Origin of the sequence: Nonomuraea sp. NPDC049709, assembly GCF_040674815.1 — a bacterium.
Classification (GTDB): Bacteria; Actinomycetota; Actinomycetes; order Streptosporangiales; family Streptosporangiaceae; genus Nonomuraea.
Genome location: NZ_JBFANM010000033.1, coordinates 57584 through 71716, shown reverse-complemented (window position 1 = coordinate 71716; position 14133 = coordinate 57584). Strand labels below are relative to the sequence as shown.

At 70.6% G+C, this 14133-nt stretch carries 10 protein-coding genes and 1 pseudogene; 3 read left to right on the top strand and 8 right to left on the bottom strand.

All coding sequences use genetic code 11. The annotated features are described in order from the left end of the window. Positions 1–112: 112 nt before the first annotated feature. The 3 genes from cynS to AB0J69_RS30570 all read right to left on the bottom strand — a co-directional run bounded on the left by cynS (position 113) and on the right by AB0J69_RS30570 (position 2912). The gene (gene cynS / locus AB0J69_RS30580; protein ID WP_364123983.1) at positions 113–556 is read right to left on the bottom strand and encodes a cyanase; all 444 of its coding nucleotides are present in this window, start codon (positions 554–556) and stop codon (positions 113–115) included. Between the two features lie 168 nt (positions 557–724). Next, the gene (locus AB0J69_RS30575; RefSeq protein ID WP_364123980.1) at positions 725–1888 is read right to left on the bottom strand and encodes an NAD-dependent formate dehydrogenase; all 1164 of its coding nucleotides are present in this window, start codon (positions 1886–1888) and stop codon (positions 725–727) included. A 94-nt stretch (positions 1889–1982) separates the two neighbouring features. Then, complete coding sequence (locus AB0J69_RS30570) at positions 1983–2912, bottom strand: LysR family transcriptional regulator (protein ID WP_364123978.1); 930 nt, start codon at positions 2910–2912, stop codon at positions 1983–1985. A 287-nt stretch (positions 2913–3199) separates the two neighbouring features. Here AB0J69_RS30570 and katG point away from each other — a divergent pair, with 287 nt between their 5' ends. Next, on the top strand, positions 3200–5476 hold the full coding sequence (katG, locus tag AB0J69_RS30565; protein WP_364123976.1) for a catalase/peroxidase HPI: 2277 nt from the start codon (positions 3200–3202) through the stop codon (positions 5474–5476). A gap of 195 nt (positions 5477–5671) precedes the next feature. On the opposite strand, the gene AB0J69_RS30560 is transcribed toward katG, so the two are convergent. The 4 genes and pseudogenes from AB0J69_RS30560 to AB0J69_RS30545 all read right to left on the bottom strand — a co-directional run bounded on the left by AB0J69_RS30560 (position 5672) and on the right by AB0J69_RS30545 (position 9224). After that, positions 5672–5980 carry a hypothetical protein gene (locus AB0J69_RS30560; protein ID WP_364123973.1) on the bottom strand — a complete coding sequence of 103 codons (309 nt, stop codon included), beginning with the start codon at positions 5978–5980 and terminating at the stop codon, positions 5672–5674. Positions 5981–6192: 212 nt separating this feature from the next. Beyond that, positions 6193–6858 (bottom strand): MFS transporter, encoded by a 666-nt coding sequence (locus AB0J69_RS30555; RefSeq protein ID WP_364123970.1) that lies wholly within the window; start codon positions 6856–6858, stop codon positions 6193–6195. 475 nt (positions 6859–7333) lie between these two features. Further along, positions 7334–8004 (bottom strand): annotated as a pseudogene (locus AB0J69_RS30550) (response regulator transcription factor). Further along, the gene (locus AB0J69_RS30545) at positions 7989–9224 is read right to left on the bottom strand and encodes a histidine kinase (RefSeq protein WP_364124130.1); all 1236 of its coding nucleotides are present in this window, start codon (positions 9222–9224) and stop codon (positions 7989–7991) included. Before AB0J69_RS30545 ends, AB0J69_RS30550 begins: the two are co-directional and overlap by 16 nt. A gap of 183 nt (positions 9225–9407) precedes the next feature. Between AB0J69_RS30545 and AB0J69_RS30540 the strand changes: the two genes are divergently transcribed. Both AB0J69_RS30540 and AB0J69_RS30535 read left to right on the top strand, forming a co-directional pair. Then, positions 9408–10340: an ATP-binding cassette domain-containing protein gene (locus AB0J69_RS30540; protein WP_364123967.1), complete on the top strand. Its 933-nt coding sequence runs from the start codon at positions 9408–9410 to the stop codon at positions 10338–10340. Further along, positions 10337–12595 (top strand): alpha/beta fold hydrolase, encoded by a 2259-nt coding sequence (locus AB0J69_RS30535; RefSeq protein ID WP_364123964.1) that lies wholly within the window; start codon positions 10337–10339, stop codon positions 12593–12595. The genes AB0J69_RS30540 and AB0J69_RS30535 overlap by 4 nt, the downstream gene beginning before the upstream one ends. Positions 12596–12926: 331 nt before the next feature. Here the strand turns inward: AB0J69_RS30535 and AB0J69_RS30530 are convergent, their stop codons facing one another. Then, on the bottom strand, positions 12927–13883 hold the full coding sequence (locus AB0J69_RS30530) for a TIGR01777 family oxidoreductase (RefSeq protein ID WP_364123961.1): 957 nt from the start codon (positions 13881–13883) through the stop codon (positions 12927–12929). Between the last annotated feature and the right edge of the window lie 250 nt (positions 13884–14133).

The window sequence follows — 14133 nt, the reverse complement described above, 5'->3', positions numbered from 1 at the left end:
ACGGTCCCGGTGTGCGGGCTCTGGGTGGCGACAGTCCGGCGTTCCTCAACGGTGCTGACCGTGTTCCGCTCCTCATGGCCCGTGCGCTGCCGGTGATGCGATACGGGGTCCGTCACCATTGGTAGGGGAGATACTTCCCGTCCATGGTGATGACGACTCGGTCGCCGGCCGGGTCCGGCACTCGCCGCACGTCGAGCCGGAAATTGATGGCGCTCATGATGCCGTCCCCGCACTGTTCATGGATCAGCTCCTTGATGGTCGGCCCGTAGACCTGGATGACTTCGTAGAGCCGGTAGATCGTCGGATCGACCGGGACGGTCGTGTCCAGCGCCCCACGCGTGGGCTGCGTCTGGAGAGCGAGCGCGACGTCTTCGCCGAGCTCCAGCAGGGCTGCCGCCGTGGTCGCCTCGTCCTTGCTCATCGGATGCTGGCCGAGCAGCGCGGCCGTCGTCCACGCCAGGGGCCTGCCGACCGCGTCGGCGAGCTGGGCCCACGTCACGCCCGTCACGACTTTGGCGTTCCGGATGGCTTCGGCCGCTTCCTTCTTGGTGAGCACAACGCCTCCATCGTGTGTTCAGCACAGTCCGTCACAACGTAGCAATCACTCGGAGAAGCCGCCCGGACGGCAGCTCCGACACATCCTCGAACCCGGGGATCAGGGGGCGGGCGCGAGCACTGAGTGCCGGGCCGGAACCCGGCACGCCACTGACCGCGCCCATCCCTTCTACTGCTTGCGGGTGCTGTAGGAGTGCGCGCCGGCCCCGGCCAGCGCGCCGCCCTCGACGATGAGGTACTCCTCGCGGATCGGGATGCCCTCCAGCCACGCCTCCAGGATCTCGCGGGTGCCGGCGGCGTAGCGGGCCTGGGCGGACAGCGAGGAGCCGGAGATGTGCGGGGTCATGCCGTGGTGCGGCATGGCACGCCAGGGGTGATCGGCGGGAGCGGGCTGGGGGTACCAGACGTCGCCGGCGTATCCGGCGAGCTGCCCGCTCTCCAGCGCGCGGACGATCGCGTCGCGGTCGGCGATCTTGGCGCGGGCGGTGTTGATCAGGTACGCCCCCCGCTTCATCGTGGCGATCAGCTCGTCACCGAACAGGCCCTCGGTCTCCGGGTGCAGCGGGGCGTTGATGGTCACCACGTCGCAGACCGGGACCATGGCGGCGGCGTCGGGATGGAAGGTGAGCCCGAGCTCCTCCTCGACCTCGCGCGGCAGGCGGTGCCGGTCGGTGTAGTGCAGGTGCACATCGAACGGCTTGAGGCGGCGCAGCACGGCCGTGCCGATACGGCCGGCGGCCACGGTCCCGACGTGCATGCCCTCCAGGTCGTAGGAGCGGGCGACGCAGTCGGCGATGTTCCAGCCGCCCTCCAGCACCGTCCGGTGGGCGGGCAGGTAGTCGCGTACGAGAGACAGGATCATCATCACCACGTGCTCGGCGACGCTGATGCTGTTGCAGTAGGTGACCTCGGCGACGGTGATGCCCCGGGCGATGGCGGCGTCGAGGTCGACGTGGTCGGAGCCGATGCCGGCGGTGACGGCCAGCTTCAGCTTGGGGGCGCGGGCGATGCGCTCGGCGGTCAGGTACGCGGGCCAGAACGGCTGCGAGATGACCACGTCCGCGTCGGCCAGCTCGCGGTCGAACTCCGAGCCGTCGCCGTCCTTGTCGGAGGTGACCACCAGCGTGTGACCGCGCTCCTCCAGGAAACGGCGCAGCCCCAGCTCGCCGGAGACGCTGCCGAGCAGCTGACCCGGGGTGAAGTCGACGCTCTTCGGGCTGGGCAGCGTCTGGCCGCCCGGGTAGCCGGCCAGCTCAGGCAGGCCGTCACGGGCGTAGCTGGTGGGGTGGCCGTCGATCGGGTCGTCGTAGAGCACGCACAACACTTTTGCCATGGTTCCGGCTCCTTGTCGGTCAGGGTGATCTCACTGTCCGACGAGGTGTCTTCGCAGGTCAAAGCGTTTGTGTCTATCGGGTGATAGGCGCCGTCTATACCAGGTGCTCGTGGGCGAGCCGGTCGAACACCTCACGCAGATCAAGGTCCCGGGCGATGTCCAGCACCGCCCTGGCCATCACCGACTCGGGGCCCGTACCGGCCACCACCAGGCCGACGCGGGGTTCGCGCGCGGGCCGCTCCAGCCGGATCACCCGCATCCCCTCCGGCACGCCGAACATGTGCAGCCACGCGTGCGCGATCACGCTGGACCACCGGTGCGTGGCCACGTGCGCGAACAGGGCGGAGACGGTGTCGGTCTCGATCGCCGGGACGGCCACCGCTCCGGCCTGGCGGAAGTTGGCGTCCAGGATGCGGCGGTTGCGCATCTCGGGGGCGAGCAGGCACAGCGGCAGCGCGGCGACCTCGGCCCAGCGCGCCACCCGCCGGTCGGCCAGCTCGCCGTCGGACGGGGTGAGCAGCAGGTAGCGCTCCTCGTACAGCGGGCTGGTGCGCACCTCGCCGAAATCCTCCTCCTCGTCGTCGAGGTACGTCATCGCCATGTCGATCTCGAAGTCCGCCAGCCGCCGCGCGATCTCCCGGGACGACAGCGACGTCAGCCGCACCCGTACATGCGGATAGCGCTCGCAGAACGGCGTGGTCAGCAGCGAGGCGGCGGTCAGCGCGGTCGGGATCGCCCCCATGCGCAGCGTCCCTGACAGCCCCTCGCGCATCCGGGACAGGTCCTGGCGCAGCCCGTCGGCGTCGGCGAGGATGCGGTGCGCCCACAGCACCACCCGCTCACCCTCGGGCGTCAGCCCGGCGAAGCGTTGCCCGCGCCGCACCAGCGGCACGTCCAGCTCGCGCTCCAGCTTGCGGATGGCCGCGGACAGCGATGGCTGGGAGACGTGACAGGCCGCGGCGGCGCGGGCGAAATGCCGCTCCCTGGCCAGGGCGACGAGGTACTCCAACTGGCGCAACAGCACGTCACAGGATGTCGCGTACGTGCCTCTTCCGTCCACCCTCCGAGAGCCCGCGCCCGTCTCCAGCGTGCCCGGCTCCGGCGGCCTGCCCTCGTGGGACGCGGCCGCGACCGGGAAGCGCGCGCCTTGACCGCCCGCCGGATCCGCGCGTTCACGGACGCGATGGCATTGATCGAGTAGATCACCCTGGTCGACGAGCCGGAGGTTGTCTAGAGGTCGTCTATTGGGGCACCTACCCCGACTGTGCGACTAAACGCATTGCCCAGTGATCCGGAGTTCGGAGGAAGCAGATGAGCGACACCCAGGACAACACCCCCTCCAGCGCCCAGGGCGTGGATCGGAAGGCGGCGGCCGGCTACCCGCTCGCGCAGGATTCGGTGACCGCGCATGGCAGCGAGAGCGAGAACCCGGCAATCGACTCGCCGACTCCGAAGACCGGCGGTCGTCCGCGCACGAACCGGGACTGGTGGCCCAACCAGCTCGACCTGTCGGTGTTGCGTGCGCACTCGTCCAAGGGCAACCCTCTGGCAGAGGGCTTCAGCTACGCCAAGGAGTTCGAGAAGCTCGACGTCGAGGCCCTCAAGCAGGACATCATCGAGGTGCTCACCACCTCGCAGGACTGGTGGCCGGCCGACTTCGGCCACTACGGCGGTCTCATGATCCGGATGAGCTGGCACGCCGCGGGCACCTACCGCATCCACGACGGTCGCGGCGGGGCCGGCGACGGCGGCCAGCGTTTCGCCCCGCTCAACAGCTGGCCCGACAACGCCAACCTCGACAAGGCCCGCCGGCTGCTGTGGCCGGTCAAGCAGAAGTACGGCCAGAAGATCTCGTGGGCCGACCTGCTCGTGCTCGCCGGCAACGTCGCCCTGGAGTCGATGGGTTTCAAGACCTTCGGCTTCGGCTTCGGCCGCGAGGACGTCTGGGAGCCAGAGGAGATCTTCTGGGGCCCGGAGGACGCCTGGCTCGGTGACGAGCGCTACGTCACCGACAGCGAGATGGTGCCGAACGTCGGCGCGACCGAGATGGGCCTCATCTACGTCAACCCGGAGGGTCCCCGCGGCAACCCGGACCCGGCCGCGGCAGCGCATTTCATCCGCGAGACCTTCGGACGGATGGCGATGAACGACGAGGAGACTGTCGCTCTCATCGCCGGCGGCCACACGTTCGGCAAGACCCACGGCGCCGGCATCGCGGACGACCACGTGGGGCCGGAGCCCGAGGCCGCGCCGCTGGAGGCGCAGGGCCTGGGCTGGCTGAGCAGCCACGGCACCGGCAAGGGCGGTGACACGATCACCAGCGGTCTCGAGGTGACCTGGACCGACCGGCCGACGCAGTGGAGCAACCGCTTCTTCGAGATCCTCTTCGGCCACGAGTGGGAGCTCACCACGAGCCCCGGCGGCGGGAAGCAGTGGGTCGCGAAGGACGCCGAGGCGATCATCCCGGACGCCCATGACCCGTCGAAGAAGCACAAGCCGACGATGCTCACGACCGACCTGGCGCTGCGCGTCGACCCGACGTACCAGAAGATCTCCCTCCACTTCCTGGAGAACCCCGACGAGTTCGCGCTGGCCTTCGCCAAGGCCTGGTACAAACTGCTGCACCGCGACATGGGTCCGGTCACCCGGTTCCTCGGACCGTGGGTCGCCGAGCCCCAGCTGTGGCAGGACCCGGTGCCGGCCGTCGACCACGAACTCGTGGGTGACGCCGACGTCGCCTCCCTCAAGGCGAAGATCCTTGAGTCCGGCCTCACGACCGCTCAGCTGGTCTCCACCGCCTGGGCCGCCGCCGCGAGCTTCCGGGCCACCGACAAGCGCGGCGGCGCCAACGGCGCCCGGCTCCGTCTCCGGCCGCAGCGCGACTGGGAGGTCAACCAGCCCGAGCAGCTCGCGACGGTCCTGGACACCCTTGAGGGCATCCAGCGCGAGTTCAACGAGGTCGGCGGCGCGAAGATCTCGCTCGCCGACCTGATCGTCCTGGCCGGCTCGGCCGCCGTCGAGAAGGCGGCACGCGAGGCCGGCGTGGAGGTGACGGTGCCGTTCCGCCCGGGCCGCACCGACGCCACCCAGGAGCAGACTGACGTCGAGTCCTTCCGGGTCCTCGAGCCGCGGGCCGACGGGTTCCGCAACTACCTGAGTTCCGGCGAGAAGACCCAACCGGAGGTGCTGCTCATCGATCGTGCCTACCTGCTCAACCTGACCCCGCCCGAAATGACCGTCCTTATCGGCGGCCTGCGTTCTCTCGGGGCCAACTTCGGCGGTACCCAGCACGGCGTCCTCACCGACCGGCCCGGCGTGCTCACCAACGACTTCTTCACCAACCTGCTCTCCCCGGGCACGCGGTGGAAGGCATCGGACTCCGAGGAGCACGTGTACGAGATCCGCGACGTGGCCACCGATGAGGTGAAGTGGACCGCCACCGCGGTCGACCTCATCTTCGGCTCCAACTCCCAGCTACGAGCCCTCGCGGAGGTCTACGCCAGCCAGGACGCCCGCGACAAGTTCGTGACCGACTTCGTCGCAGCCTGGACCAAGGTCATGGAACTCGACCGGTTCGACCTCGCCTGACCCGTCTCCACCCGGCGAGCCCGGCCGAGCCACCCTGATCGGCCGGGCTCGTCGGCCATGGGTCCGTCCGCACAACTCATCCACGGCGCGGGCTTCGATCCCGCCCTGGCGAAGGGCCACCGCCTGTACGGGCTACGGCGCGACGACGACTTCAGCTCTGCTCCTTCGGTGCTCCAACCGAAGGAGCAGACGAGCTCACCCGGCTCGCGGAGTCTCGGTGGGGGATGCCTTGGGGCTGGACGTCGCGCTCGGCGAGAGCGTGGCCGTGGGCGTGGCCGTCGGCCGGGCCGTCGCGGAGGCCGAAGGCGGTGCGGTCCCGGCGGCGGGCGGGGAGGAGTCGCCGACCGACAGGTACGCCAGCACCCCGATCGCGACGAACACCGCCGACACCACGGCGGCGGCGCCGTAGCCGAGCCTGCGCCTGAGACGCCTGCGCTGCTCCTGCCGCAGAGCCTCCGCGCGCCGCATGGCAGCGCGCCTGCGCTTCACCTTTCGCTGTGACATGGAATCGCTCCCGAGTACGGTCTCGGGCGTCACCATAAAAGGCGCCGCATAATGTCGGTCTAAGCGGTCGAGCGCGTAAGTCCTTCGAGGGTTACGCGGCCTGGTCGAATACGGGAGGCTGTTGATCGCAGCCAAAGGGGCTGCTGGGAGTTCGACCCTCTCTGTTCGTGCCGCTCGATCCGGGCCGGCAGGTCCTCGAGGTCGGCGCCGTTTCAAGGCCGTTGCTCGGCTGGTGGGTACGGCAGGCCGGCCGGATGCGGTTGCGCGGGTCGCCGGGTCAGGAGCAGCACGAATCCGCTGACGGCGGCGACAATCAGCCCCACGACCAGAGGGAGCACCGTGAAGAGGTATCCCCACCTCCACGACAACGCGCTCGACAGCCCTTGATTGACGATCGGGCCAAGAACCAGAGCGAGAACACCAAGACCTGCCAGTATCGCGACCACCGCGCCCCGGCTGCGGCCCGCCCGCCGCGCGACTGCCACCGTCGCCCCCACCACGCCACCGGCACCGAGCCCGCTCAGCACCCGGCCGGTCAAGTAGATTCCGGTGTCGGGGGCGAGCGCGTTCAGCAGCACGCCGATGATCATGAAGGCGGTGGCCGTCATGCCCACTGTCGTCAGCAAACGTCCACCAAGGCCAACGCCCAGCGCCCCACCCGCTGCCGCGCTGACCAGGTACGCAACGAGAGTCGTGAGCAGGGCTGTTTGTCCGGACAAAGCCAGGTCTGCCTGCAGGGCAAGCCGCGCTGCGGGCCCGAAAGGCATCGTCAGCAGGTAAAGGCCGCTGAGCGCGGCGATCCCTGGGCCGATCAACGCCCATGCCGGTCGCTCCCCGCCCGGCAGGGCGGCATTCCGTTGCGGTTGATGATCGTGCATGGGGATCAGTTTGCACCGGACTTGACTGCCCCGTCCATCCCACTGCAAGGAGGAACGCCGAACGCCCACCAGCGAAGAGTGGGATGCCTTCCCCGGCCACTTCGAACGGCGCAAGCTCCCGGTCGGCAGACGTCGAGGACATCTTCGACCTGAGCGATCAAGGCGCACCCACATCGGAACCCCCGAAGGGGCCCCGACGTCGGCCACCAAGGCTGGAGAGGGCACGGTTCATGCGGCCGGGTCGGTGCCGAGTGTGTCGCCGAGCCTCAGCCGCCCACGAGGCCGATCTGCATGAGGTGGAGCTCCACGAGCCTTGAGCATGCCTGAGCCCGATCACTGCTTCGACCGGGGCGCCAGGGCAAACCTGCAGCTCACACTCGTGCACGGAGTATTGACGCCCTTCAGGGGCAGTCTCGTAGACCTGTTGGGTGGGCGACCGTCCGCTCACCACTGTTCCAAGCAATTCACGTGAGCGCTACACCGGTGGTCGTGATGGTGCTGGTGAGGCCTGCAGGTAGGCCAGGACCGCCATGACGCGCCGGTTGTGGTCGTCGGACGGAGGAAGGCCGAGCTTGGCGAAGATGTTGTTCGTGTGCTTGCCGATCGCCTTGTCGGTGACCTGGAAGCGGGCGGCGATGGCCAGGTTGGACATTCCCTCCGCCATGAGCGCGAGCACCTCACGCTCTCGGAGGGTCAGTGCGGCCAGCGGCTCGTCGCGGCTGCGGCGGGTCAGCAGTTGGGAGACCACCTCCGGGTCCATCGCGGTGCCGCCCGCGGCGACCTGGCGTACCGCGTCGACGAATCTGCCGACATCGCCCACCCGGTCCTTCAGCAGGTACCCCACCCCGCCGGAGCGGTCGGACAGCAGCTCCCTGGCGTAGAGCTGCTCCACGTACTGCGAGAGGATCAGCACGGGCAGCCCGGGATCCGGCTGCGCGCCTCCAGCGCGGCGCGTAGTCCCTCGTCGGTGAAGCCGGGCGGCAGCCGCACGTCGATCACGGACACGTCCGGGCGGTGCCGGACCAGCGCCTCCAGCAGCATGGGGCCGTTGTCCACGGCCTCCACGACGGTCAAGCCGTTCGCCGACAGCAGGCGGACCAGCCCGTCCCTCAGGAGCGCCAGGTCTTCGGCTATGACAACGTGCACGGGACCTCCATGGTCAGTACGGTAGGGCCGCCTTGAGGGCTGGTCACCGTGAGCGTGCCGTCGAAGGCGGACAGGCGGTCCTCGATGCCGAGCACCCCGGTGCCCCTGTCGCGGCGCACCATGCCGCACCCGTTGTCGCCCACGGTCATGCGAAGCACGCCGGCGGTGTGCCGCAGCCGCACCCATGCGCGTGAGGCGCCGCTGTGTTTGGCCGCGTTGACCAGCGCCTCGGCGACGGCGAAGTAGACGGCGGACTCCACGGGCGGTTGCGGGCGGCCGGGCAGGTCGATGTCGACCTCGACCGGCATCGGGCACAGCAGCGCGGACGCCTCGATGGCGCCGGCCAGACCGCGGTCGGACAGCACCGGGGGATGAATGCCGCGGACCAGGTCACGCAGGTCCGTCAGCGCTTGGCCGGCGACCTCCCGCGCCTCGTCGATCAGGCGTACCATCTCGCCCGGGTCACGGGAGCCGCGGGCCAGCCCCAGGTGCATGGAGATGGCGATCAGCTTGGCCTGCGCGCCGTCGTGCAGGTCGCGTTCGATGCGCCGCAGCTCGGCGGCGCGCGCGTCGACCACCGCGGCCCGTGACGCGGTCAGCGCCCGGATCCGCGCGTCCGTCGCGGTGCCGCCGTCCAGCAGCCGTCGCGCCAGTCGGGCCTGCCCGATGCGGAACAGGGGGATGGCCATGAGGGCGACGGCCGCGATGGCCACGATGGACAAGCTGAGGGCGAACGTGTTCAGCGTGCTCGTCTCCGCCGGTTGCAGCCGGAACCAGACGTAGTCCAGGGCGGCCAGCATCGCCCCCATCGCCACCACCGGGGCGGGGCCCGTGACGACATGCACGGCCAGCCAGCCCAGTTCACGCCGCGTGCCGCGCCGGCGCGGTTCCGGCACCGCGGTGGCCCATGGCCGGTCGGGTTCGCCCAGGTGGCTCCCTGCGGCGCCGTCCCTGTCGAGCACCCGGCCCGCCCAGCGGCGCTGGTAGGCGGCCAGGCGGTGGACGAGAACGAGCCCGAGGCCGAGCGGCACCCGTCCGAGACCGGCCACCGGCACGAGGGCGGCGCTCACCAGCACCAGAGCGAGCACCGCCAGCGCAGCAAGGCCGGTGACCGCGTTCAGCGCCAGCGCCGCCAGGCTGCTCACCCCGTTCCGCGCGTACCCCGCCACAGCACTGACGGCCTGCCGCGCCGGCCCGCCGAACGCGGGTCGTATCCCCATCACAGGTGCAGTCTGCCCTGCCGGCGAGGAGCAGTCGGTGGGGCTGGCCCTACCTCTTGAGGTGGCGATTTCCCACCCTGGCCGGTGGGCCGACGCCCATGGAGGCCGGAGCCCCGGACCGCGAGGCTGGTCCCGCCGATCGGATCGAGCTGATCGGCCTGACCTGGCGGACGAGGATGAGACGTGATCGAAGTGAGAGGGCTGAGCATGCGATACGGCCGCACGCTCGCAGTAGACGACCTGACCTTCACCGTCAAACCGGGCCTGGTGACCGGATTTCTGGGGCCGAACGGAGCCGGCAAGTCCACGACCATGCGGGCCGTGCTCGGGCTGGAGATCCCTACCGCGGGTGAGGCCCTGGTGGACGGGCGGCCGTACGCGTCGCTGCGCCGGCCCATGCGCACGATGGGAGCGCTGCTGGACGCCGGAGCGGTGCACGGCGGGCGTACGGCCCGCGACCATCTCGGCTGCCTGGCACGCAGCAACGGCATCGGCTCGAAGCGGGTGGCCGTCGTGCTCGACCAGGTCGGCCTGACCGACGTGGCGGGCCGGCGGATCGGCGGGTTCTCCCTGGGCATGAAGCAGCGCCTCGGCATCGCGGGTGCGCTGCTCGGCGACCCGGCGGTGCTCATGTTCGACGAGCCACTCAACGGCCTGGACCCGGAGGGCATCCGCTGGATCCGCGACCTGCTGCGCTCGCTGGCGGCCGAGGGCCGCACCGTCCTGCTGTCCAGCCATCTGATGAACGAGCTGGCCCTCACAGCCGACCACGTCGTCGTCATCGGGCGCGGCCGGCTGATCGCCGATACGACGACGGACGCGCTCGCCGCACGGTTCCGGCGCGACGTGCTGGTCCGCACGGCGCGCCCGGACCGGCTGGCGCAGACCCTGCGCGCGCACGGCGCGAGCGTGACCGCCGACGCCCTGGCGCCCGGTAACCTGACGGTGCGGGGCATGGACGCGACCGGGATCGGCGAGCTGGCCCTGCGGGCCGGCATCGCGCTGCGGGAGCTGACGCCGCGCAGCGCCTCGCTGGAGGAGGCGTTCATGAAGCTGACCGAGGACAGCGTCCAGTACGGCGCCCGCCCCGCCACCGTCTCGGAGGCGACTCGATGAGGGACGTGATCGCCTCGGAGTGGTACAAGCTCCGCTCGCTCCGCTCCAACGTCTACCTGCTGGCCGCCTCGGTCCTCGCCGTGCTGGTCTGCGCTGGGGTGGCGTACCTGGTGGGCCGGGGGTTCGACCGCCAGACGTTCGAGGAGCGGCTGACCTTCGCCGGCAACGGCGCCGGGCTGGGCACCGGGCTGCCGGTCGCCTACTTTGTGCTGGGCACGCTGGGCGCGCTCTCGATCACCTCCGAGTACGCCACAGGGATGATCCGCACGAGCCTGGCGGCGGTGCCGCGGCGGCAGGTGTTCCTGTTCGCCAAGATCCCCGGTCTGGCCGCGGTCGCCCTGGTCGTCGGCCAGGTGCTGGCGTTCGCCATGCATCTGGCCGCCCAGGCCGTCCTCGGCGACCGCGCCGGTCATATGCTGCTTGACGGGGGCACCCTTGGCACCCCGCTTTCGGAGCCGGGCGTGCTCGCCACGGTGGTCCTCGCGGGGCTGTCCATGACGGCCGCGGCGCTGATCGGCCTCGGTGTGGGCGCGGCTGTCCGGTCCACCCCTGGCAGCCTGGTCGCGCTCGTCATGTTCTTCCTGGTGATCCCGATCGTCGCCCAGGCGCTGCCGTCGCCGCTGCGTTCGCAGGTGGGCTCGTACATGATGGAGAATCTGCCGTCGCAGATCGCCGGGGTGGGCGGCGGCCTGCTGCCCTCGGGGGCGGCGGCCGCGCTGCTCGTCGGCTACGTCGCCGCCGCGCTGACGGCGGGTGCGACGGTGACCGCGCTGAAGGGACGCCTGAAGGTGGCGGCCGTTGGAGCGGCCGCCACGCTCGTGACCGCTCTGGTGGCGGTGCCCGCCGCCGCAGACTCGGCCGGCTCCGGCCCGTCCTCGCCGGTCTGGGGGCCGTGTACCGACAAGGACGCCCCAAAGGACATGCGCTGTGCCTCCGTCCAGGTGCCTCTCGTCTGGACGGAGCCCGCGGGACGGAAGATCACCGTGCCTGTCGCGATGCTTCCCGCCTCCGGTACGGCACGCCGGATCGGCACGGTGCTTTCCGTCCCAGGCGGCCCCGGCGCGTCGGGCATCGATGAGCTGAAGCAGTTCCACGGGAGGTTCGCCAAGCTACGTGACCGCTTCGACGTGGTCAGCTTCGACCCGCGCAACACCGTCAAGCCCGGCGGCGTGCTGCCGTACGAGTGCCTGGCCGCCGGCCCTTACATCACCCTGCCGGACACCCGTGCCGAGTACGCCGCACTCGCCCGGACCAACCGCGAACATGCGCAGCGGTGCCGGTCGGCAGACCAGGAGTTCTTCGACCACATGGACTCGGCCTCCGTCGCCCGCGATATCGAGGCCGTCCGCACCGCGCTGGGTGAGCAGCGGCTGAGCTTCCTCGCCACCTCCTACGGCGGACATCCCGCGATGGCCTACGCCCGCCTGTTCCCCTCCCGCATCCGCGCCATGGTCATGGACGGCACCGCCGGCCACATCCAGGGGGCGGCGGCCAGGGAGCCCTTCATGTATCCGCGGGCGGAGAAGCAACTGGAGCGGTTCGCCGCCTGGTGCCGTTCGGCCACGGCTTGCGCCCTGCACGGCCAGGACGTCCGCGAGATGTGGCACCGGCTGGTGGTCGCCGCCGACCGCTCACCCGTGCCGGTGCGCAACGACCCGACCGGGGCCGCGTACACGGGGTTCGACCTGAAGGTGGCCGCCGCCCCCAGCTTCACCTCGCCCGGCCCGGAACCGGACGTCCCGCGCTGGGTCGAGCTGGCCGAGGCGATCAAGAAGGCCGCCGAGGGCGACGCCTCCGGGTTCGCCGAGTACGTCCGGCGGGCCACGGGCAGTCCCAAGGTCCCCTCGCTCGCCGGGCAGAACATGACCTCCTGCCTCGACGGCCACGGGTACGAGAGCTACGCGGCCTACCGCGGGGCACTGCGCAGGGCGCAGGAGCTGTCGCCGAACTTCGCGGGGCAGCGGGCGTGGTGGCCGCTGGGCTGCGCCGGCTGGCCCGCTCCCGTCACCAACCCGCCGGCGCCGCTGCCCACCAGCGGCCTGGTGCCCTTCCTCGGAGTCGGCAGCTGGACCGACCACGACGAGGTCGCCGACATCATCCGCCACGTGCCGGGCTCCTCGAGCGTCCGCTACGACGGCCACGGCCACGCGCTCTACGTCTACGGCAAGGGCGGCTGCGTCACCGCCCACGTCAACCGCTACTTCACCAGCTTGAGGCTCCCGCCCCCGGGCACCACCTGCCAGGCCACCGGATGACGACCGGCCGTGCGGCCCGGTTTCGCCGGTGCCGCACCGTGGGGGATGCGGCCACCGAACTGCCCGGTTCTCGGTGCAAGTCCTGATCACAACGTCGGGCCGGTCGAGCTCACCGTGCCGGCCGCGTGATCGGGACGGCAGCTTCGAGCCGAAGATCGTACGCAAGCGGGTGATCAAGGGGAGCGTCGCCGTCATGGGCGAAGGCTCGGTGACGTGTACGGAGGCGCGCGTGCCGGCGGTGCCGAGGACGAACCGCAGGTCGAAATACCGGTCATCGGCCAGCGCGGGGAGGGCGTCCGGCGGCCATGGAGCCGCTGGAGGAGCCGAAGGCTCACATGGTGGAGCCGGGCCCGCCGCGCAGGCGTCGCACGAGGTCGTCGGCGGCCTCCGGCCACTGGGGGTAGTCGAAGGCGAAGCCCGCTTCGAGCAGGCGGCCGGGGACGACGCGGCGGCTTTTCAACAGGAGTTCGGTGTCCGAGCGCAGCGCGAACGCACCGAGCTCGGCCATCCACTTCGTTGCGGGCAGGCCCACCCGAACACCACACGCGGCGCGCAGCACGCGCATGAACGTGCGCTGCGGTAACGGAACGGGAGCAGCGAGGTTCACCGGCCCGGCGAGGTCGTCGCGGTCGGCCAGGAACTCGACGGCGCGGACGAAGTCGCGGTCGTGGATCCAGGACACGTACTGCGCGCCGCCGGCGACCGGGCCGCCAAGGCCGAGGCGCGCGAGCCGCAGCAAGACGTCGAAGACGCCGCCGCGGTCGGGGCTCATCACCATGGCGGCGCGCATGCTGACCTTGCGCGTGTGCGGGGTCTCGGCTTGCTCCTGCTCCCGCTCCCACGCTTTCGCGATCTCAACGCTGTAGGTCCAGTAGCCTGGCACGCCCGGTTCGTTTCCGCCGAGCACGCCGGTCGACTCGTCGTTGGGGGCGTCGAAGCGGTGGGAGTAGAGCGTGGCGGTGCTCATCTGCAACCAGACCCGGGGAGGCCGTACGGCGGCCGCGACCGCCTCACCCACCACCCGGGTGGAATGCACCCGCGAATCCATCATGGCCCGCAGATTGTCAGGCGTGTAACGACAGTTGACGCTGCGTCCGGCCAGATTGATCACTACGTCGCTGCCGTCGAGTTCCTTCGCCCATGGGCCAAGCGTCTCGGCATCCCAGCGGACGTCGCGATCGCGCACCGGCCGCCTGGTCAGGATCACAACGTCATGGCCCGCGGCGGTCAGCGCGCGACTGAGGATGGTGCCTACCTGTCCGGTTCCCCCGGGTATCACGATCTTCATCCGGCTTCTCCCAAGGCGAGTGGGACAAGCCTATCTCCCGGCTGAACGCGTTCAAAAGTGGGCCCATGCGGCGACTTGGGAACCGCCAGGCCCTGGACGCACCGGGATCCCCGATCACTACGCGCCTTGTCATGCCTTATCTTGATCGCGGCCTGGTCGGCGTATCCACGGATGGCTGTGGCAGAACCGGCCGCTCGACCCGGCTTGCGTGAGCCAGAGCCGGTCGGTGTGATCCCGCCGCGGCCGACCA

Excerpts from the sequence above, each read along its gene's own strand:
- AB0J69_RS30575 (WP_364123980.1), bottom strand. The coding sequence starts at position 1,888 with ATGGCAAAAGTGTTGTGCGTGCTCTACGACGACCCGATCGACGGCCAC.
- katG (WP_364123976.1), top strand. The coding sequence starts at position 3,200 with ATGAGCGACACCCAGGACAACACCCCCTCCAGCGCCCAGGGCGTGGAT.
- AB0J69_RS30560 (WP_364123973.1), bottom strand. The coding sequence starts at position 5,980 with ATGTCACAGCGAAAGGTGAAGCGCAGGCGCGCTGCCATGCGGCGCGCG.
- AB0J69_RS30555 (WP_364123970.1), bottom strand. The coding sequence starts at position 6,858 with ATGCACGATCATCAACCGCAACGGAATGCCGCCCTGCCGGGCGGGGAG.
- AB0J69_RS30545 (WP_364124130.1), bottom strand. The coding sequence starts at position 9,224 with ATGGGGATACGACCCGCGTTCGGCGGGCCGGCGCGGCAGGCCGTCAGT.
- AB0J69_RS30535 (WP_364123964.1), top strand. The coding sequence starts at position 10,337 with ATGAGGGACGTGATCGCCTCGGAGTGGTACAAGCTCCGCTCGCTCCGC.
- AB0J69_RS30530 (WP_364123961.1), bottom strand. The coding sequence starts at position 13,883 with ATGAAGATCGTGATACCCGGGGGAACCGGACAGGTAGGCACCATCCTC.